Origin of the sequence: Pseudomonas sp. SG-MS2, assembly GCF_009933855.1 — a bacterium.
GTDB classification, from domain to species: domain Bacteria; phylum Pseudomonadota; class Gammaproteobacteria; order Pseudomonadales; family Pseudomonadaceae; genus Aquipseudomonas; species Aquipseudomonas putida_E.
The window spans coordinates 20559-39132 of record NZ_MOMO01000164.1; the positions used below are offsets into that span (position 1 = coordinate 20559).

The 18574-nt window shown below is 63.0% G+C and carries 20 protein-coding genes; 4 read left to right on the forward strand and 16 right to left on the reverse strand.

Going from position 1 to position 18574, the window contains the following annotated elements; translation table 11 throughout:
* Positions 1–16 precede the first annotated feature (16 nt).
* On the reverse strand, positions 17–793 hold the full coding sequence (locus tag BLX42_RS13830) for a class I SAM-dependent methyltransferase (protein ID WP_161871995.1): 777 nt from the start codon (positions 791–793) through the stop codon (positions 17–19).
* A 104-nt stretch (positions 794–897) separates the two neighbouring features.
* Here BLX42_RS13830 and BLX42_RS13835 point away from each other — a divergent pair, with 104 nt between their 5' ends.
* Positions 898–1518, forward strand: a complete 621-nt coding sequence (locus BLX42_RS13835; RefSeq protein WP_046784335.1) for a hypothetical protein — start codon at positions 898–900, stop codon at positions 1516–1518.
* Positions 1519–1520: 2 nt separating this feature from the next.
* On the opposite strand, the gene BLX42_RS13840 is transcribed toward BLX42_RS13835, so the two are convergent.
* From BLX42_RS13840 to ppc, 7 genes are all read right to left on the reverse strand, one after another.
* Positions 1521–2207, reverse strand: coding sequence for an extensin family protein (locus BLX42_RS13840; protein ID WP_046784336.1), 687 nt, complete (start codon positions 2205–2207; stop codon positions 1521–1523).
* Positions 2208–2213: 6 nt separating this feature from the next.
* On the reverse strand, positions 2214–3044 hold the full coding sequence (locus BLX42_RS13845) for an oxaloacetate decarboxylase (RefSeq protein WP_161871996.1): 831 nt from the start codon (positions 3042–3044) through the stop codon (positions 2214–2216).
* A gap of 29 nt (positions 3045–3073) precedes the next feature.
* The gene (locus tag BLX42_RS13850; protein ID WP_161871997.1) at positions 3074–3943 is read right to left on the reverse strand and encodes a DUF72 domain-containing protein; all 870 of its coding nucleotides are present in this window, start codon (positions 3941–3943) and stop codon (positions 3074–3076) included.
* A 3-nt stretch (positions 3944–3946) separates the two neighbouring features.
* Complete coding sequence (locus BLX42_RS13855) at positions 3947–4234, reverse strand: hypothetical protein (protein WP_115274020.1); 288 nt, start codon at positions 4232–4234, stop codon at positions 3947–3949.
* 129 nt (positions 4235–4363) lie between these two features.
* Entirely contained in the window at positions 4364–5038 is a 675-nt protein-coding gene (tsaB, locus tag BLX42_RS13860; protein WP_161871998.1) for a tRNA (adenosine(37)-N6)-threonylcarbamoyltransferase complex dimerization subunit type 1 TsaB, read from the reverse strand.
* Positions 5039–5125: 87 nt separating this feature from the next.
* Positions 5126–5776, reverse strand: a complete 651-nt coding sequence (gene adk, locus BLX42_RS13865; protein ID WP_012270800.1) for an adenylate kinase — start codon at positions 5774–5776, stop codon at positions 5126–5128.
* Between the two features lie 257 nt (positions 5777–6033).
* Positions 6034–8661 (reverse strand): phosphoenolpyruvate carboxylase, encoded by a 2628-nt coding sequence (gene ppc / locus BLX42_RS13870; RefSeq protein ID WP_161871999.1) that lies wholly within the window; start codon positions 8659–8661, stop codon positions 6034–6036.
* Positions 8662–8831: 170 nt separating this feature from the next.
* Here ppc and BLX42_RS13875 point away from each other — a divergent pair, with 170 nt between their 5' ends.
* The 3 genes from BLX42_RS13875 (at position 8832) to BLX42_RS13885 (ending at position 10700) form a co-directional block, all read left to right on the forward strand.
* Complete coding sequence (locus BLX42_RS13875) at positions 8832–9176, forward strand: hypothetical protein (RefSeq protein WP_039603473.1); 345 nt, start codon at positions 8832–8834, stop codon at positions 9174–9176.
* Between the two features lie 271 nt (positions 9177–9447).
* Positions 9448–9861 carry a DUF4398 domain-containing protein gene (locus BLX42_RS13880; protein ID WP_012315930.1) on the forward strand — a complete coding sequence of 138 codons (414 nt, stop codon included), beginning with the start codon at positions 9448–9450 and terminating at the stop codon, positions 9859–9861.
* 50 nt (positions 9862–9911) lie between these two features.
* Positions 9912–10700, forward strand: coding sequence for an OmpA family protein (locus tag BLX42_RS13885; RefSeq protein ID WP_115274017.1), 789 nt, complete (start codon positions 9912–9914; stop codon positions 10698–10700).
* A gap of 71 nt (positions 10701–10771) precedes the next feature.
* Here BLX42_RS13885 and BLX42_RS13890 read toward each other — a convergent pair whose 3' ends face one another.
* The 8 genes from BLX42_RS13890 to wspR all read right to left on the reverse strand — a co-directional run bounded on the left by BLX42_RS13890 (position 10772) and on the right by wspR (position 18549).
* Positions 10772–11098: a hypothetical protein gene (locus BLX42_RS13890; RefSeq protein WP_012315932.1), complete on the reverse strand. Its 327-nt coding sequence runs from the start codon at positions 11096–11098 to the stop codon at positions 10772–10774.
* Positions 11095–12018, reverse strand: coding sequence for an alpha/beta hydrolase (locus tag BLX42_RS13895; RefSeq protein ID WP_161872000.1), 924 nt, complete (start codon positions 12016–12018; stop codon positions 11095–11097). The genes BLX42_RS13890 and BLX42_RS13895 overlap by 4 nt, the downstream gene beginning before the upstream one ends.
* A complete protein-coding gene (locus BLX42_RS13900) occupies positions 11990–13267 on the reverse strand; it encodes a flavohemoglobin expression-modulating QEGLA motif protein (RefSeq protein ID WP_039602209.1) in 1278 nt (425 codons plus the stop codon). Before BLX42_RS13900 ends, BLX42_RS13895 begins: the two co-directional genes overlap by 29 nt.
* Before the next feature lie 72 nt (positions 13268–13339).
* Positions 13340–13888 (reverse strand): hypothetical protein, encoded by a 549-nt coding sequence (locus BLX42_RS13905; RefSeq protein ID WP_115274015.1) that lies wholly within the window; start codon positions 13886–13888, stop codon positions 13340–13342.
* A 29-nt stretch (positions 13889–13917) separates the two neighbouring features.
* A complete protein-coding gene (locus BLX42_RS13910) occupies positions 13918–14622 on the reverse strand; it encodes a TetR/AcrR family transcriptional regulator (protein WP_046784346.1) in 705 nt (234 codons plus the stop codon).
* Between the two features lie 143 nt (positions 14623–14765).
* Complete coding sequence (gene lysS, locus BLX42_RS13915) at positions 14766–16268, reverse strand: lysine--tRNA ligase (RefSeq protein ID WP_046784347.1); 1503 nt, start codon at positions 16266–16268, stop codon at positions 14766–14768.
* Between the two features lie 89 nt (positions 16269–16357).
* A protein-coding gene (gene prfB, locus BLX42_RS13920) for a peptide chain release factor 2 (RefSeq protein WP_115274014.1) occupies positions 16358–17453 on the reverse strand; the annotation gives its coding sequence in 2 pieces (ribosomal slippage) (positions 16358–17380 and positions 17382–17453; 1095 coding nt in all).
* A 91-nt stretch (positions 17454–17544) separates the two neighbouring features.
* On the reverse strand, positions 17545–18549 hold the full coding sequence (wspR, locus tag BLX42_RS13925) for a Wsp signal transduction system regulator diguanylate cyclase WspR (protein ID WP_046784348.1): 1005 nt from the start codon (positions 18547–18549) through the stop codon (positions 17545–17547).
* Positions 18550–18574 lie beyond the last annotated feature (25 nt).

The window sequence follows — 18574 nt, forward strand, 5'->3', positions numbered from 1 at the left end:
GGTTTCGCAGTTGCGATCAAACTTTTAACGCCTTCTTCGGATAAATATCATACCGGCTCGACTTGCCTTCCAGGCTATGGCTCGGCTTTGGTCCATCAATGATCGGCGCCTTGCGCGGCCGCTTCACCACTACCCGGTGGCTGGCCAGCGCCAGCGCGGCTTCGAGCAAAGCCGGGGCATCCAGGTCATCGCCGACCAATGGCCGGAATACGCGCATTTCCTTTTTCACCAGGGCGCTCTTGTCCCGGTGCGGGAACATGGGGTCAAGGTAGATCACCTGCGGCGCCTCCCCTTCCCAGCTGCGCATACGCTCGATGGCGTTGCCTGTCAGCAGCCGCATGCGGCCGACGATAGGCCCTACCTCGTCATCCGACCGGGCTCGCGTCAGGCCGTCTTCCAGCAAGGCGGCTATCAGCGGCTGGCGCTCGATCAGGGTCATCTGGCAACCCAGGCTGGCCAGCACGAACGCGTCCTTGCCCAAACCCGCCGTGGCATCTAGCACTTGTGGCCGCACGCCTTGGGCGATGCCCACGGCCTTGGCGATCATCTGCCCGTTGCCACCGCCAAACTGGCGCCGATGCGCTGCCTGGCCTTCGACGAAGTCCACCCGCACTGGCCCGGGTGCCTGCGGGCCCAACTGCTGGATCTGCAAGCCATCGGCGCCCACCTGCACAGCGAAACCGGCGGCATCGTCCTGCAGCGGCAGGCCCAGGCGCTCGGCCCATGCCGTAGCCTGTTGCGCATATTCAGCCGACATCGCTTCGACTCTGATACCCGTGCCTTGCTCTTCCATCATCCACACCTGAAAATTCGAACCAAGCCCTTAATGAATCGGCACCATCGGCCGATACAGGCAATATCCCGCTATTCTGCCAGAGCACAACGCGCACGACTGCCATGACAGATACTCTTCCCATCGGCTTGACCTACCTGTCGCCCGTCGGCAACTACGGTCGGCAGAATACCCAGGCACTGGGAGGCGTCAGCCACCTGTGGCAGGATTTCTTTGCCCGCGCCATGGCCGAGCAGCAAGGGGATGAGGCAGACAGCACCCATCAGGCGCTGGCGCAGTACGACAAAATCAGCGGCGAGCCGATTGGCGGGGCCAGGGCCCTGGCCCTGATCGATGCCCAACGCGCCTGCCCCGTGCACGACACCATCGTTGCACCACCCGAGCCTCTGTTCCTGCCCAAGGCTGAGCTGGAAGCCAACCTGCTGGAGCCAGCGCCGGAGCCATTCAGCGCCGCCGAGATGATTCAGCAGCAGCGCCAACTGGACATCAGCAACAGTTGGCTGCGCCCAGTGGTCATGAGCCAGGGTCAGCCGCTTGCCGAGCCAGGCCCTGCGCCCTCCCCGCGCCCGTTGCACCTGCCTATCGCCGAGTTCGAGACGGGCCTGCTCGACCCCGCGCCGGAGCCATTCGACGCAGCGACCATGGCCAAGCAGCAGAACGATCTGGAGTTCGACATCCACTGGGCGCGCCCGGTGGTGCTGAACAACGTTCGCATCCACGCCTGAGCTTAACGGCAGATCTGCCACAGCCCCATGTCCAGGTGAAAGTGATTGCGGTGGGCGGCATTGTATTCCGGCCCCAGCACCGTACTGAAGCTCTTACAGGCTGCTTGCTGCACTTGCCGCAGGAATGCCGCCTTTTGCCCGCCTGCCTGCCAGTCCCGCGCCAGCACGATCCGCTGCCCGTCCTGCAGGCGAAAGCCGCTGATATCCAGCGCATTGGCGGTGGCATGCTGACTGAGCCGGCCCTGCTTGCGGTTATAGACGTTGCGGCAGGCGAAGCTGCCCAGATGATCGACCTGCGCCACCGGCTGGCCAAACACCTGCTGCGCTGCAGGTTGCAAGCCATGCTTTTCGAACAGCGCATAGGCCACCGCCAACGGGCAACTGGCCAGGAAGCTGCTACTCAACCGCGCCTGGCCTTGTTCTATACGCCAGACATTTTGCAACGGGCAATTGGCCGATGCCGGGCTATCGGCCTGCGCCCGATAGCGCAGGCTGGTGGTCGCCAACGCTTGGCGGCACAACTGCGGGTCATCACGCAGACGCGAAAGCTTATAGGGCGTCAGCAGGTTCGGCGGCTGACGAACGTCCAGTGCTGCCCACGGATCCCAGGCCTGCGGCAGGCGCCAACCCCACTGCCATAAAAGGCCTGCTACCAGCAGCAGCCCGCACAGCAGCACCAATGCGCGCACCGCGCTTCAGCGCCGGAACAGGTCGTTGAGCTGGGCGAACGGCAACGCCTGCTCACCATAGCTGAACGTACCCTGGTCACGAACTTCCAATGCCGCGCGCTGAAACGCACCTAGCGCCGCACGGGCCAGTGAAGAGCCCACGCTGATGCGGCGTACGCCCAAGTCCTGCAACTGATTGACGCTCAATGGCACACCCGCCAGCCCCATCAGCACATTGACAGGTTTAGGCGCCACCGCCTGTACCACCGCGCGAATCTCTTCGACAGTGCGCAAACCCGGCGCATAGAGCACGTCGGCGCCCGCTTCGGCATAAGCCTGCAGACGCAGGATGGTGTCATCCAGGTCCATTTGCCCGTGCAGCAGGTTTTCCGCGCGGGCGCAGAGCATGAAGGGAAATGGCAGGCTGCGCGCTGCCTGCACTGCAGCCCTCACCCGCTCTACGGCCAGGCCCAGGTCATAGATCGGCGCGTCGCTGCGCCCACTGGCATCTTCGATCGAGCCGCCGACCAACCCTGCTTCAGCGGCACGCAGGATGGCGTGGGCACAGTCTTCAGGCAGGTCACCAAAACCATTTTCCAGGTCGGCGGCAACGGGCAAGGCAGTGGCATCGACGATCATCCCGGCGTTGTCGAGTATCTCGTCCAGGCTCAGCGCCGCTTCGGCATCCGCTCGCCCAAGGCTGAAGGCAAGGCCTGCACTGGTGGTAGCCAGCGCCTCGAAGCCGAGGCTTGCCAGGAGCTTGGCGGAGCCGGCATCCCACGGGTTGGGGATGACGAACGCGCCATCGCGCTCGTGCAGGGCTTTGAAGGCTTCGGCACGCAGGGTTTGTACATCCATGATCACAACCTCCGGCTGGTCGGTAAGGGTCAAAGTAGCCCCAGTTGTTCGACCTCAGGGGCGCGTGGCAATTCCGGCAAAGCTGCCAACCCCGGCAGGCGCGCCATCAGCCGCTGATGAAAACGCTGAGCCAACGCGGCGGCCAGGCGGTTGTCCGAGGTGTGCAGGAAGATGTACGGGCTACGGCCTTCCTCGATCCAGCTGGCGACCTTTTCAACCCACGGCGAAAGGAACGCTTCGTTGGCGTCGAGCTCGGGATGGCCGATAAAACGGACCTGGGGGTGCTGGCTGAAAGCTGCGGGGCGCGGCGCAACCCTGGGCTTCTTGGCTTGCGCGTCGAGCACGGCGGCCTCACGCGAGGTACAGCTGAACAATGCACGCGAGTCCAGGCAGATACGTTCAACACCGCGCTCGTGCAGCAAACGGTTGAGCAGGCGCTCCTCCTCACCCTTGGTGAAAAAAGCCTGGTTACGCACTTCAACCGCCACAGGCACACCGATTTCATCGAGAAAATGCCCCAGCTCAGCCAGGCGAGCAGGGCCGAACTGAGCCGGCAATTGCAACCAGTACGGTGATACCCGCTGGCCAAGGGGCGCCATCAGCCGGGTGAAGTCCAGCGCGGCTTCCAGCCGCTCGCGCAGGTCGCCTTCATGGCTGACATCACGGGGGAACTTGGCAGTAAAACGAAAGTGCGCAGGCATGACCTGCGCCCACCGCTCGACAGTGCTCGGCGCCGGGCGGGCATAGAAGGTGGTGTTGCCCTCGACTGCATTCAGCACCTGGCTGTAAAGGCCAAGAAATTCGCCGGTGCGGGCGTCAGCGGGATACAGGTAGTCTCGCCAGGCGCTTTCGCTCCATGACGGGCAACCCAGGAAATAAGGCAGGTGGGATGAACTCATCCCTCAAATGTACAGGTCCAGCCCCAGCACTTCCATGTCCCAATCGGTAAAACCGGCAGTACTGAGGTAGCTGGCCAGCGCAGTGGCCGTGCGGCGGTCACGGGCACGTGGGAAAACCATGTCCTGCTGGCGGGCCGGCAAGCCACCGGGACGGCGGCGCGGCGCCGCTTCCGGAGCAGCCTCGCCCTCTTCGACGAGCTCGGCATCGTCGATGCTCTCATCGCGCACCGCCGCTTTGCGCGGCGCGCGCTTTACCGGATAGGACTGCGGTGAGAAACCGTCGATACGCATGATGAGCACTCAGGACCAATGATGGCAATTTAGCAGCATCAGGGTTCCATCGCTAATGCTCTAGTGATAACTGGACCACAGTTTGCGACAAAGGTTTTATCGACAGCCGCGATAACCGACGAACAGCCGTCAGCGGGCTTTGGGCGTAGCTACGTTATCGCGCAGGTAAACCGGTTGCGCCTGATCGGCAACGATTGCCTCGCCGCGTGCCCAGGCGAAGCTGGCCAGGCTGAGGATGTCCAGCGCATTGGGCAGCGCCGCAGGGTTGCTGGCACTGGCCTGCACGGCCAGACGCTCGGCATAGCCCCAGCCGGTGCCGGCCCCGTACCAATCGCCGCTGCTGCCATCAGGCAACGCCACGCGCTCCGGTGGCAGCACCGCCTCCAGGCCTTGCAGGCGCATTTCGCCATCCTCCGCCTTGTAGCAACCCCAGTACACCTCGTCCATGCGTGCATCGATGGCAGCCGCTACCTGCTGCGCGCCATGCTCGCGCAACGCACCCTGGGCCAGCGCGGCCAGGTTGGACACTGGCAGTACCGGGCGCTCCAGGGCGAAAGCCAGGCCTTGCACCACGCCGATGGCGATGCGCACGCCGGTGAAGGCGCCGGGGCCACGGCCGAAGGCAATGGCATCGAGGGCATTGAGCGCCACGCCGGAGTCGCCCAGCAGCTGCTTGATCATCGGCAGCAGCTTCTGCGCATGCATGCGCGGGATCACCTCGTAATGGCTGGTTACCTTGCCATCATGCAGCAGCGCGACGGAACAGGCTTCGGTGGCGGTATCCAGGGCCAGCAGGGTGGTCATCGAACGGGTATCCAGGAACAAGTGAAAAGAGCGGCAGTATAAACGACAACGGCCCGCAAGCGGGCCGTCGTGACGCACGGTGATGGATCAGCTCAGGGCTGCCAGCACTTTGGCGGTGATTGCATCTACCGACCCCACGCCTTCGATGTGGCTGTACTTCGGCTTGCCAGCGTTGGCGGCCGACAGCTTCTGGTAGAAGTCCACCAGCGGCTTGGTCTGGGTGTGGTAGACCGAAAGGCGATGGCGCACGGTTTCTTCCTTGTCGTCGTCGCGCTGAATCAGGTCTTCGCCGGTAACGTCGTCCTTGCCTTCCACTTTCGGCGGGTTGTACTGAATGTGGTAGGTACGGCCCGAGGCCAGGTGCACGCGGCGGCCCGCCATGCGGCCGACGATCTCTTCGTCGTCGACGGCGATCTCGACCACTGCATCGATGTCGACACCGGCAGCGACCATGGCTTCAGCCTGTGGAATGGTGCGTGGGAAACCGTCGAACAGGCAGCCGTTGGCGCAGTCTGGCTGGGCGATGCGCTCCTTGACCAGGCTGATGATCAGCTCGTCGGAGACCAGCTGGCCGGCATCCATGACTTTCTTGAGCTCCAGGCCCAGCGGGGTACCGGCCTTGACGGCAGCACGCAGCATGTCACCGGTGGAGATCTGTGGGATACCGAACTTCTCGGTGATGAATTTTGCCTGAGTACCTTTACCGGCCCCGGGAGCTCCCAGCAGAATTACGCGCATCTCGTGCTCCTCAAATTTTTTTATGAAATTCAATGGATTCGGCAACCAGGGCCAAGTCCGGAAAATCGGGTATGACCATAAATCGGTCAGAAGGCTGCTCAAGATACACAGCGCCCGTCAGCCAGACAAGCTTCCCAAAGTTGCAGGAATGGGCCATCTGTAGCCAAGGCTGCAGGCGGTTGCGCCCAGCGCAACCACCTTCCCTGCCCTGGTTTGGCCCGCAGGGCGGCCTTGCGCGCGGGCAGCCAGCCGTGGCCTCAGCCTGTGTTGCGCAGGCCTGCGGCAATCCCTGCCACTGTCACCAGCAGGGCCTGCTCCAGCGGGCTGTCCAGAGCGGCTTCACGGCTGCGTGAGCGCGCCAGCAGCTCGGCCTGAAGCTGATGCAGCGGGTCCAGGTAGGTGTTGCGCAGGCTGATGAATTCCAGCGTTTCCGGGCTGTGCGCCAGTAGCACCTGCTGCCCGGTCAGGCCCAATACCACCTGACAGGACTGCGACAATAGGTCGCGCAGATGTGCACCTAAAGGAAGCAACTGCGGTTGCACCAGACGTTCGTCGTAGGCCTCGGCAATCTGCGCATCAGCTTTGGCCAAGACCATCTCCAGCATGTCGATGCGGGTACGGAAGAACGGCCACTGCTCACGCATCTGCGCCAGCAACTCACCCTGCCCCCGTGCCAGTGCATTGCTCAGCGCGGTTTCCCACCCCAACCAGGCCGGCAGCATCAGGCGCGTCTGGGTCCAGCCGAAGATCCATGGAATGGCCCGCAGGCTTTCGATGCCACCGGCACGACGCTTGGCCGGGCGGCTGCCCAGCGGCAGGCGCCCCAGCTCCTGTTCGGGTGTGGACTGGCGGAAATACTCGACGAAATCCGGGTTCTCCCGCACCACGCTGCGGTAAGCCTTGACGCCATCGGCGGCCAGTTGGTCCATCAAGGCGCGCCAGGCCGGCTCAGGGGGTGGCGGCGGCAGCAAGGTGGCTTCCAGCACCGCCGCCAGGTACAGGTTGAGGTTCTGCTCGGCGATACCTGGCAAACCAAACTTGAAGCGGATCATCTCGCCTTGCTCGGTGGTGCGAAACCGCCCTGCCACTGACCCCGGTGGTTGCGAGAGGATCGCCGCGTGGGCCGGGCCACCGCCGCGGCCGACAGTGCCGCCACGGCCATGGAACAGCAGCAGTTCGACCTGATGCTCACGGCAGATGCGTACCAGATTTTCCTGCGCCCGATATTGGGCCCAGGCCGCGGCGGTGGTCCCGGCGTCCTTGGCCGAATCGGAGTAGCCGATCATCACTTCCTGCGGCCCGCGCAAGCCCGCACGATAGCCTGGCAGGCCGAGCAGCCGCTCCATCACAGGGCCCGCGTTGTCCAGATCGGCCAGGGTTTCGAACAGCGGCACCACGCGCATCGGCCTGGTCAGGCCGGCTTCCTTGAGCAGCAACTGCACAGCCAGTACATCCGATGCAGCGCCCGCCATGGAGATGACATACGAACCGAGCGATGCGCCCGGCGCCGCAGCGATCTCGCGACAGGTGGCAAGCACTTCGGCAGTGTCCGCCTGGGGCATGAAGTGGGCCGGCAGCAATGGCCGGCGGTTTTTCAATTCGGCCTGCAGGAACGCGATACGCTTGTCTTCATCCCAGTGCGCATAGCTGCCCATGCCCAGATAATCGGTGATCTCCGACAGCGCGTCACGGTGTCGGGCGGCATCCTGGCGCACGTCCAGGCGCCCCAGAAACAGGCCAAAAGTCACCGCACGGCGCAGACTGTCGAGCAATGGCCCATCGGCAATCACGCCCATGCCACATTCGTGCAAGGACTGGTAGCACAGCTCCAGCGGCGCGATCAGGTCACGGTTGTCCACCAGCACATCGGCACTGGTCGGCTGGGTAGCGGTGAGCGACGCATGGGCCCAGGCGCGCGTCGCCCGCAAGCGGTCACGCAATTGCTTGAGCACGGCGCGGTAGGGCTCTGGGGTGTCCCCCACCCGCTCGCGCACAGCGCTGTTGGCCTGCTGCATGGACAACTCTGCCGCCAGCGCGTCGACATCGCGCAAAAACAGGTCGGCCGCCATCCAGCGTGCCAGCAGCAACACTTCGCGGGTCACCGCGGCGGTCACGTTGGGGTTGCCATCACGATCGCCGCCCATCCACGAGGCAAAGCGCACAGGCGCCGCTTCCAGCGGCAGGCGCAGGCCAGTGGCGTCGAACAGCGCCTTGTCCACCTTGCGCAGGTGGCTGGGGATGGCATGCCACAGGGAGTGCTCGATCACCGCGAAGCCCCATTTGGCTTCGTCTACAGGCGTTGGCCGGGTGCGCCGGATTTCTTCTGTGTGCCAGGCCTCAGCGATCAACCGGCGCAGGCGCTCGCGCACTTGCTGGCGCTCGACCGGGGTCAAATCACGATGGTCTTGCACGGCCAACTGGCCGGCAATGGCATCGTACTTCTGGATCAATGTGCGGCGTGCCACTTCGGTGGGATGCGCGGTGAGCACCAGCTGGATATCGAGCTTGGCCAATTGCCTGGCCAAGGCATCGTCCTTGTGCCCGGCCTGCTTCAGACGCGCCAGCAACTCAGGCAGCACCCGCGCCTCGAAAGGCTCTGGCTGCTCGGCATCGCGACGCCGGATCAACTGGTACTGCTCGGCCATGTTGGCCAGGTTGAGGAACTGGTTGAAGGCACGTGCCACCGGCAACAAGTCTTCTTCAGCCAGGTTCGCCAAGGTGGAACTCAGCTGTTCGCCGGCGCTGCGCCGGTCCGCCTTGGCGCTATGGCGAATGTCCTCGATTTTCTGCAGGAACGCGTCACCGTGCTGCTGGCGAATGGTTTCGCCAAGCAACTCCCCCAACACATGGACATCTTCACGCAAGCGCACATCGATATCAGTCATTGGCCCTCTCTTCGGCGCGGCTCGCCCGCGCTCTGCTCAGGAAACAGCACTGGCCCAAGAGTGCCCACAGCGGGGCCGCCATGGCAAGCCACGACCGGTAAAGCAAACTAAAGTAAAAGTGCAGCAGTCCGATGCAATGCAGCCTTTCCGAGGCGTTTACAGAGGTCATCATGAAAATCCGCGAACTCGCCCAGCACTGGGAACAGAACGCCGCAGGCACCCTGAGCCCGACCGGCCATACCTTGCACCTGGACCTGGAGTCGGAGGCGCGCCTGGCGGCGCTCATCGACATGTACCCCAAGCGCACCGCCGAGGAACTGCTCGGTGAGCTGGTCGCAGCCGCGCTCGAGGAGCTTGAAGCCAGCTTCCCCTACGTGCAGGGCCACAAGGTCATTTCCACCGATGAAGAAGGCGATCCGCTGTACGAAGACATAGGCTCTACACCGCGCTTTCTGGCGCTTTCAAGGCGCCATCTGCACACCCTCAGCAACCCCGGCGACGGCAGCGGAAACTGACGCGCCTGCCTCCCGTTCCGGGCTGCCCTCCAGCCCGGAATACCGCTTCTGACAGTGGAAGTTCCGCTCACACACCACTGACCGATCAGTCAGAAATAGTTGGCATTTTTTTCTGAACTATTCAAAAAACGACCCAGTCACAGCCAATAGCCATCACGCTAAAACCCTGCACACTGTCGTCGTGCACCGTTGAGCTGAAGCACACGGCGATGCCAGGGATTGAGCGATGGGATGGACTGCTACGGACATCGTCGTTATCAGGAGTGATCCAATGGAGCTGACCACCATGAAGACCCGCACTTCGAAACTTTCCTCCACTCATGTGCGCGGGTTCAAGCTGGCCGCGCTGGCCCTGGGCAGTAGCCTGGTCCTGGCCGGCTGTGCGGGCAACCCGCCCACCGAGCAGTATGCCGTCACCCAGTCCGCCGTGAACTCCGCCGTCAGCGCTGGCGGTACCGAGTTCGCCGCCGTTGAAATGAAAGCGGCGCAGGACAAGTTCAAGCAGGCCGAAATCGCCATGCACGACAAGAACTACGAGGACGCCAAGCGTCTGGCCGAGCAGGCCGAATGGGACGCTCGCCTCGCCGAACGCAAGGCCCAGGCGGCCAAGGCCCAGAAGGCCGTGCAGGACGCCCGCCAGGGCGTTCAGGACGTACGTCAGGAAGGCCTGCGTAGCGCTCAGTGAGCGCCGCCCAGCCTGCCTTAGCCTTCGCACTCGATCAAAGGATGAACACTATGCGCAAACACGTCATGATTCCCGCCCTGCTGGCCCTGAGCGTCGGTCTCGCTGCCTGCTCGCACGACCCGAACGCCAACCTGGAGTCGGCCCGCACCAACTTCTCGTCGCTGCAGAGCGACCCGCAGGCGAGCAAAATCGCAGCCCTTGAAACCAAGGACGCACAAGACTGGCTGAACAAGGCCGACAAGGCCTACATGGAGCGTGAGGACAGCAAGAAAGTCGACCAGTTGGCCTACCTGACCAACCAGCGCGTTGAAGTGGCCAAGCAGACCATTGCCCTGCGCTCGGCCGAAAACGAGCTGAAAAACGCCTCGGCCCAACGTGCCCAGGCCAAGCTCGATGCCCGTGACGCGCAGATCGCCAAGCTTCAGGACAGCCTGAACGCCAAGCAGACCGACCGCGGTACGCTGGTGACCTTCGGCGATGTACTGTTCGACTTCAACAAGGCCGAACTCAAAAGCAGCGCCTTGCCCAACGTGACCAAGCTGGCCCAGTTCCTCCAGGAAAACCCTGAGCGCAAGGTCATCGTCGAGGGTTACACCGACAGCGTCGGTTCGGCCAACTACAACCAGACCCTGTCCGAGCGTCGCGCCGGTGCCGTGCGCATGGCGCTGGTACGTGCAGGCGTGGACCCTGCGCGCATCGTCGCTCAAGGCTACGGCAAGGAATACCCGGTTGCTGACAACAGCAGCAACTCGGGCCGTGCGCAAAACCGCCGGGTGGAGGTGACCATCTCCAACGACAACCAGCCGGTAGCGCCGCGTTCGGTGAGCCAGGTGCAGTAAGGCTCACAGGTCGATAAAAGAACCCCGCCTTCATGGCGGGGTTCTTCTTTTTCATCGTTGGTTCGAGCGGGTCATTGCACTTGTTGCGGGGTCTGCTCACCCATGCAACGCACCGCACGCTTGCGGTTGTCGACCAGTACCCCGGTAAGGCCCTTTTGCGCTGTGTCGAACAGCACCAGCACACCGTCCACACACTGCGCCACCTGCGGCGCTGGGTCGAGGGAAACCTTGTAGTCCTCACCAGGTACGGTCTTGAGCATGGTGAAATCCTGCAGCAACAACGCATCCTCCGGCTTGGCGAAATGCAGGTAGCCGTAATACCACAGAGCCCCCACCGTCACGATGATGCTGCCGACACCGGTCAGGATCAGCGGGATGGCGTTGCGTTCTTCACTCATTGCTTGTTCTTCTCGTCAGGGTAGTTGGGCACTTCGGCCAGCCGCCGCAGGCCGTTGAAATGGCGGGGGTCATCAAGAAAACGCAGCATCACCTGGCGCCAGACCGGGTCGGCAAAGGTCTGTACATGGCCGCCGCGGGTCAGTTGCAGCACCCGTGGTGGCGGTGCGTGCTGGTACAGGCGAATGCCGTTGTTCATCGGTACCAGGTTGTCGTCGATGCTATGGAAGAACAGCTTGGGCGGGCCGCTCAGGCGCTCGACCGAACGGATCGCGCTGTCACCATCGGGTACCAGCCAGGACAACGGCACCTGCAAGGGCCAGGTCAACCACGATGTGCTCAGCGCAAAGCGCCCGACATCGCGGTAACTGGCCGGCACGCCATCGAACACCAGTGCGCTGAAGCGCAGGCATTGCTCGGGGTGGGCTGCCAGGTAGTGGATGGCCATTGCCCCGCCCAGGCTCTGCCCCAGCAATACCAAGGGTTTGCCCTTGACCTCGGGGGCCTGGTCGAGCCATGCCATGGCCGCTGCGATGTCATTGTAGACCTGTGGCAAGCCGGGCTTGCCCTGGGACAGGCCATAGCCCCGGTAATCGATCATCAGCACCTGATAGCCCTGCTCCGGCAGCCAGTAGCTACCGCCCAGGTGCCCAGCCAGATTGCCGCCATTGCCGTGCAAGTGCAGCACCGTGCCCTTGACCTCGACACCCGCCTTGGCCGGCAGCCACCAGCCATGCAGGCGGACGCCGTCGGCGGTGGTCAGGGTGACATCGCGGTACTGCAGCTTGGCACGCTCGGGCGTGAACGGCTGGCCCGGTTCCGGGTAGAACAACAGGCTGCTGCACCCGCCCAGGCCCAACAGCGCCAAACCCAGGACCAGGCAGCGGCAGCGCTCAAAGAATGTTCGCGTAGTCGGCTTCAATGCGATCAAGGCTCAGGTGGTTGAGGAAGTTGGAGAAGCACATCCAGGCCGACAGCGCATTGAGGTCGCGAAACTGCTCCGGCAGGTACTTGGGCGGTTCCACCAGGCCTTCTTCGACCAGCTGACGCAAGGTACGCATGTCTTCGAGGGTAGTCTTGCCGCAGAACAGCAGCGGAATCTGCTCGAGTTTGCCCTTTCTCACGGCCAACTGAATGTAGTTGTAAACCATGATGAAACCCTTGAGGTAGGACAAATCCTTGGTAAATGGCAGACCATTGGGCACCGAGCCGCGGAACACCCGGCTTGCATTGCTGTAGCTCTGCGCCATTTCAAAGCCCTGGGCGCGGAAAAACTCGAACACCTGGAGGAAATCGGCGCCCTCCTCGACCATATGGATGGCGCGCGTGCGGTTGGTGAGCTTGCGCAGACGGCTGGGGTAAGAGGCGAAGGCGATCACCTCCATGAGAATCGCCAAACCCTCCTGAGTCACCGTCGACGAAGGCGGGCCCTTCGACAGGAAGGTGCAGATCGGCTGGTTCAGGCCGTTGAGCGTGGTGCCCACATGCACCAGCCCCTCGTGCACTTCCAGCGCGCGCACATCACGGCTGTTGAACATGGCGTCAGCGCGCACCTTGATGTAGTCGGCCCCTGCCGCCGCATCGGCGACGATCCCATCGGACTCGAACACCCGGATGGTTTCCTCGGCCTCGCCGAACACCTTGTTCAGGCGGCGCTGGAGGATGTCCACGGCCTCCTTGGCAGTCAGGTTTTTCGGCTCGTCCTTGAGGTCACCACGGCCGTCGATGTTGTTCAGGTAATCGGAAAGCATCAGGCCAAGGTCGGCCAGCGTCGGGTCGCCAGCGTGGAAGGCATCGGACGCCGCGCCATAGAGTTCCTGGGAGATCAGGCCGAAATCCTCGGTGCCGCGTGCTTCGAGCATGCGCACCACCATGCGGTACTCCTTGCACATGCGCCGCATGATCTGCCCCACCGGGTTGAACTGCCCCAATTGCCGGGTGATGTCGCGCTCGATGCTCTGGAACTCGGCCTTGACCGCACTTGAGTCGAACGACAGCGGCCGCGACTGGTAATAGGCGCGGTCCACTGCAGGCGGCTCTTTGCCCTTGGCCTTCAGAAAGCCCTGGCGGATGTTGTCATCCCACTTGACCGCATCGAGCACACGTATAGGGGTTTGCGCGGTGACGATGCGATCGGACAGTGCGCGTATGGTCTGCTGGTACTCGTCCACCGGGGAACTCCTTTCTAGAACAAGGCACCTGTACAGGCCCCTCGCCGGCAAGCCGGCGAGGGGCCGGTACGGTCATTTGCCGCTACGCTGGAAGCGCGCCACCTCGACGAACAGGTCGGAGTTGGCCGGGTCATCCAGATAGGCCAGCACCCGCTCCGACGGGCTGTCGATCAGCACGCCCTCACCGTTGTCCTCCGGTACCTCCGTGTTGCGCCCGGTCAGCTCTTTTTTCTCGACCGCCTGCTGCACCTGTTCCACATCAAGGTTGTAGATCACCAGTTCCTTGCCATCGACGATATCGAAACCGCCAATCAGGAAATGGCCGCCCAGGCGCTTGGGTACACCGGCAGAGAGGTACCAGCGGTTGCCGTGGCGTGACACGGTGAATACGTACTCTTCGGGTTTCTTGCCCTTGGCCGTGGCCACGGCCTTGTAGGCATCGGCGCCGCTGCGGCTGATGGCCAGCTTCAGTGGCTCGCCCCAGGCGTCCTTGCTGCTCCACTTGCCCAGCAGGGCCTTGGGCGCCGCCTGATTGCTCGGCAACGGCTCATGGAAGGTCACCAGACAACCGCCCAGCAGGAGGAATGACAACGTCAACAACACCACACGCCAGGCTTTCATCAGGTTCTCCTTGAAAGTTCGTTCTCGGCTCAGGCCGATGCCAACACCAGGTGCAGGTAACGGGTAAGCATAGCGAGCATCTGCCCATCGGCTTGCGCATCGGCATCCTTGAGCAGGCCCTGATATTCCATCTGCTCGATAATCGCCGTCAACATCTGGGCGTCCTGTTCCGGTTGCTGCGAGCCGACCACCTGCAACAGCTGGCGCGTGCCATGCAGCAGAATCTGCTCGTGGGCGCACACCAGCTCGGCCAGGCGCGGGCACAGCAGCGCTTCCTGGCGGAAGGCTTGCTCGGCCATCAGGAAGTCGCGGCGGTTGACCAACTGCCGGGAAACGTAGTCGGCAGTCATCTGCGCCACTTCGTCAGCCAGACGCGCCCTTGATTGCGCACTGCCATCACCCTGGGCAAGCAGCTGGCGCAGCACCACTTCGGTATTGGCCCACAGCTTGGCCATGTAGGCGGCGCTGCGTTCGACGTATTGGGCGAAGGTATCGGTGAGCAGGTCCTCGATATCCTTGAAGTAGTAGGTCGTGGCCGACAGCGGCACACCGGCCTCGGCGGCGACCGCACGGTGGCGCACGCCACGCACGCCATCACGCACGACAATGCGCATGGCGGCGTCGAGGATCAACTGGCGGCGCTGTTCGCTGCCTTGGCGGGCGGTCTTGCGACCCTGGTATTGCACGCTTTCGGCGACGGCGGTGGCAATGCCGGCGGCGCCTTGCTGGGCCATTGCGGGTGTCACGGGTGTACCTCATTGATCTTGGGGTGACTGCACCGGCCCTATCGCCGGCTTGCCGGCGATAGGGCCCTGACAAACAACATAAGGCTTCAGGCAAGAAAAAGCCGCCCCGAAAGGCGGCTTGTTCAATTCACTCAGGCCTGTGGGCGCATGTGCGGGAACAGGATCACGTCGCGAATCGACGGCGAGTTGGTCAGCAGCATCACCAGGCGGTCGATGCCGATGCCTTCACCAGCAGTCGGTGGCATGCCGTACTCCAGGGCGCGAACGAAGTCGGCATCGTAGTGCATGGCTTCGTCGTCACCGGCGTCCTTCTCGGCCACCTGGGCCAGGAAGCGCTCTGCCTGGTCTTCGGCGTCGTTGAGCTCGGAGTAGGCGTTGGCGATCTCGCGGCCACCGATGAACAGCTCGAAGCGGTCGGTCACGGCCGGGTTGTCGTCGTTGCGGCGGGCCAGCGGCGAAACTTCGAACGGGTATTCGGTAATGAAGTGCGGCTGCTCCAGCTTGTGCTCGACCAGCTCTTCGAAAATCATCACCTGCAGCTTGCCCAGGCCCTCGTGGCCCAGCACCTTGGCACCGGCTTTCTTGGCGATGTCACGGGCACGCTCGACATCCTGCAGGTCGGCCGCAGTCAGTTCAGGGTTGTACTTGAGGATCGAGTCGAACACCGACAGGCGCACGAACGGCTCACCAAAGTGGAACACCTTGTCGCCATACGGTACATCGGTGCTGCCCAGGACCAGCTGGGCTAGCTCGCGGAACAGTTCCTCGGTGAGGTCCATGTTGTCACGGTAGTCAGCGTAGGCCTGGTAGAACTCGAGCATGGTGAACTCGGGGTTGTGCCGGGTCGAAACGCCTTCGTTACGGAAGTTGCGGTTGATCTCGAACACTTTCTCGAAACCACCGACCACCAGGCGCTTGAGGTACAGCTCCGGCGCGATACGCAGGAACATGGCCATGTCCAGGGCGTTGTGGTGGGTTTCGAACGGCTTGGCCGCGGCACCGCCAGGAATGGTCTGCAGCATCGGCGTTTCGACTTCCAGGAAGTCGCGGTCGATGAGGAACTTGCGGATATGCGAGATCACCTGCGAACGCACACGGAAGGTGTGGCGGGTTTCTTCGTTGACCATCAGGTCGACATAACGCTGGCGGTAGCGCTGCTCGGTGTCGGTCAGGCCGTGGTGCTTGTCCGGCAGCGGGCGCAGCGACTTGGTCAGCAGGCGTACGTTGGTCATTTCAACGTACAGGTCGCCCTTGCCGGAGCGGGCCAGGGTGCCTTCGGCGGCGATGATGTCGCCCAGGTCCCAGGTCTTGACCGCGGCCAGGGTTTCTTCCGGCAGGGTCTTGCGATTGACGTAGACCTGGATGCGCCCGGTCATGTCCTGGATCACCATGAACGAGCCACGGTTGAGCATGATGCGACCGGCTACCTTGACCGGGATCGCTGCAGCTTCCAGCTCTTCCTTGGTCTTGTCGACGTATTGCTTCTGCAGGTCGTTGCAGTAGCTGTCGCGGCGGAAGTCGTTGGGGAAGGCCTGACCCTTCTCGCGCTCGGCGGCAAGCTTTTCCTTGCGCAGGGCGATCAGGGTGTTTTCTTCCTGTTGCAGGTCTTGCGATTCGGTCTTGAGGTCGCTCATGTCGTCATTCTTTCCATCAGGTATTCGTTGCCCTTTTCGGGCAGGGCACGCGATGCCGGCGTGCGGGCATCGCGGCGGTGGTGTGCGGCTTACAGCCCCTGCTTGAGGCTCGCTTCCAGATACTGGTCGATGTCGCCATCCAGCACCTTGTTGCAGTCGCTGCGCTCGACGCCGGTACGCAGGTCCTTGATACGCGAGTCATCCAGCACGTAGGAGCGGATCTGGTGGCCCCAGCCGATGTCCGACTTGCTGTCTTCCAGCGCCTGGGAGGCGGCGTTGCGCTTTTGCATTTCCAGCTCGTACAACTTGGCCCGCAGCATTTTCATGGCGGTGTCCTTGTTGGCATGCTGGGAGCGTTCGTTCTGGCACGCCACCACGGTGTTGGTCGGCACGTGGGTGATACGTACCGCCGAGTCGGTGGTGTTCACGTGCTGACCACCGGCACCGGAGGAACGGTAAGTGTCGATGCGCAGGTCGGACGGGTTGATGTCGATCTCGACCTTGTCGTCGATCTCGGGCGACACGAACACCGCCGAGAACGAGGTGTGGCGACGGGCACCGGAGTCGAACGGGCTCTTGCGTACCAGGCGGTGCACGCCGATTTCGGTGCGCAGCCAGCCGAAGGCGTACTCGCCCTTGATGTGCACGGTGGCGCCCTTGATGCCGGCGACTTCGCCCTCGGAAAGCTCGATGATGGTGGCGTCGAAACCGCGCTTGTCGGCCCAGCGCAGGTACATGCGCAGCAGGATGTTGGCCCAGTCCTGCGCTTCGGTACCGCCAGAGCCGGCCTGGATGTCCAGGTAGGCGTTGTTCATGTCCATCTCGCCGCTGAACATGCGACGGAACTCAAGCTGGGCCAGTTTTTCTTCCAGGCCTTGCAGCTCGGTCACGACGTCGCTCACGGCGCTTTCGTCATTTTCCTCGACGGCCATGTCGAGCAGATCCTGGCAGTCGGCCAGGCCGCCGGACATCTTGTCCAGGGTCTCGACGACCTGCGCCAGCATGGCACGCTCGCGGCCCAGGGCCTGGGCGTACTCGGGCTTGTTCCAGACGGCCGGGTCTTCCAGCTCGCGGTTGACTTCGATCAGGCGGTCAGCTTTTTGATCGTAGTCAAAGATACCCCCGAATGGACTGGGAACGCTCGGTGAGGTCCTTGATGGTGTTCAGGATCGGTTGGATTTCCATGGCGCGCGGCTCTCGTACGAATTCGGTGAAAAGCCCGCGAGTATAACCGATCCAGGGAGCTGCGGCAGCCCGTTGGGCAGCCGCTTGAACCTCAGGCGATACCGACCTGGTTACGCCCGCTGTTCTTGGCCTGGTACAACCCCTTGTCGGCTGCCGAGATCAATTGCCGACAATGGCTGCCGATCGCCGGCGTCTGGGTCGCCAGGCCGATGCTCACGGTCAGGCGCGAATCGTCTTGCGATGCCGTATGCGGGATATTCAGGCCATGTACGGTCTGGCGCAGCTTCTCCGCCACCAGCCGCGCACCGCCCGGGGAGGTGTTGGGCAATACCAGCGCGAACTCCTCGCCCCCGTAGCGCGCCGGCAGGTCGGTAGGCCGTGAGCAGGAGCCGCGGATGGCCTCTGCAACCTGGCGCAGCGCTTCATCACCTGCCAGGTGGCCGAAGCTGTCGTTGTAGACCTTGAAGTAGTCGACATCGATCATCAGCAGCGACAACTGCTGCTGCTCACGCATGGCCCTGCGCCATTCCAGTTCCAGGTACTCATCGAAATGGCGGCGGTTGGACAGACCGGTGAGGCCATCGGAGTTCATCAGCCGCTGCAGCATCAGGTTGGTGTCAAGCAGTTGCTGCTGGCTCACGCGCAGCGCCCGGTAGGCCTCGTCACGCTGCAGCAGGGTCAGGTACGAGCGGGAGTGGTAGCGGATGCGAGCCACCAGTTCGATGGTATCCGGCAGCTTGACCAGGTAGTCGTTGGCCCCGGCAGCGAAGGCCGCACTTTTGACCAAAGGGTCTTCCTTGGTCGACAGAACGATGATCGGGATGTCCCGGGTAGCCGGATTGTTACGGTATTCGCGCACCAGGGTCAGGCCGTCGAGGCCCGGCATGATCAGGTCCTGGAGGATCACCGTAGGTTTGATGCGCATGGCCTGAGCCACCGCCTGATGGGGGTCGGCGCAGAAATGGAAATCGATGTTTTCCTCATGGGCCAGGCCACGACGCACCGCTTCGCCGATCATCGCCTGATCGTCGACCAGCAAGACCATCGCCGAATTTTCATTGGCGGTCGCAAACCCTTCGATCGGTAGATCAATCATCCCTATTCACCTGATCACGGCCGCA

Excerpts from the sequence above, each read along its gene's own strand:
- BLX42_RS13830 (WP_161871995.1), bottom strand. The coding sequence starts at position 793 with ATGGAAGAGCAAGGCACGGGTATCAGAGTCGAAGCGATGTCGGCTGAA.
- BLX42_RS13835 (WP_046784335.1), top strand. The coding sequence starts at position 898 with ATGACAGATACTCTTCCCATCGGCTTGACCTACCTGTCGCCCGTCGGC.
- BLX42_RS13845 (WP_161871996.1), bottom strand. The coding sequence starts at position 3,044 with ATGGATGTACAAACCCTGCGTGCCGAAGCCTTCAAAGCCCTGCACGAG.
- BLX42_RS13850 (WP_161871997.1), bottom strand. The coding sequence starts at position 3,943 with ATGAGTTCATCCCACCTGCCTTATTTCCTGGGTTGCCCGTCATGGAGC.
- BLX42_RS13855 (WP_115274020.1), bottom strand. The coding sequence starts at position 4,234 with ATGCGTATCGACGGTTTCTCACCGCAGTCCTATCCGGTAAAGCGCGCG.
- tsaB (WP_161871998.1), bottom strand. The coding sequence starts at position 5,038 with ATGACCACCCTGCTGGCCCTGGATACCGCCACCGAAGCCTGTTCCGTC.
- adk (WP_012270800.1), bottom strand. The coding sequence starts at position 5,776 with ATGCGCGTAATTCTGCTGGGAGCTCCCGGGGCCGGTAAAGGTACTCAG.
- ppc (WP_161871999.1), bottom strand. The coding sequence starts at position 8,661 with ATGACTGATATCGATGTGCGCTTGCGTGAAGATGTCCATGTGTTGGGG.
- BLX42_RS13875 (WP_039603473.1), top strand. The coding sequence starts at position 8,832 with ATGAAAATCCGCGAACTCGCCCAGCACTGGGAACAGAACGCCGCAGGC.
- BLX42_RS13880 (WP_012315930.1), top strand. The coding sequence starts at position 9,448 with ATGGAGCTGACCACCATGAAGACCCGCACTTCGAAACTTTCCTCCACT.
- BLX42_RS13885 (WP_115274017.1), top strand. The coding sequence starts at position 9,912 with ATGCGCAAACACGTCATGATTCCCGCCCTGCTGGCCCTGAGCGTCGGT.
- BLX42_RS13890 (WP_012315932.1), bottom strand. The coding sequence starts at position 11,098 with ATGAGTGAAGAACGCAACGCCATCCCGCTGATCCTGACCGGTGTCGGC.
- BLX42_RS13905 (WP_115274015.1), bottom strand. The coding sequence starts at position 13,888 with ATGAAAGCCTGGCGTGTGGTGTTGTTGACGTTGTCATTCCTCCTGCTG.
- BLX42_RS13910 (WP_046784346.1), bottom strand. The coding sequence starts at position 14,622 with ATGGCCCAGCAAGGCGCCGCCGGCATTGCCACCGCCGTCGCCGAAAGC.
- lysS (WP_046784347.1), bottom strand. The coding sequence starts at position 16,268 with ATGAGCGACCTCAAGACCGAATCGCAAGACCTGCAACAGGAAGAAAAC.
- wspR (WP_046784348.1), bottom strand. The coding sequence starts at position 18,549 with ATGATTGATCTACCGATCGAAGGGTTTGCGACCGCCAATGAAAATTCG.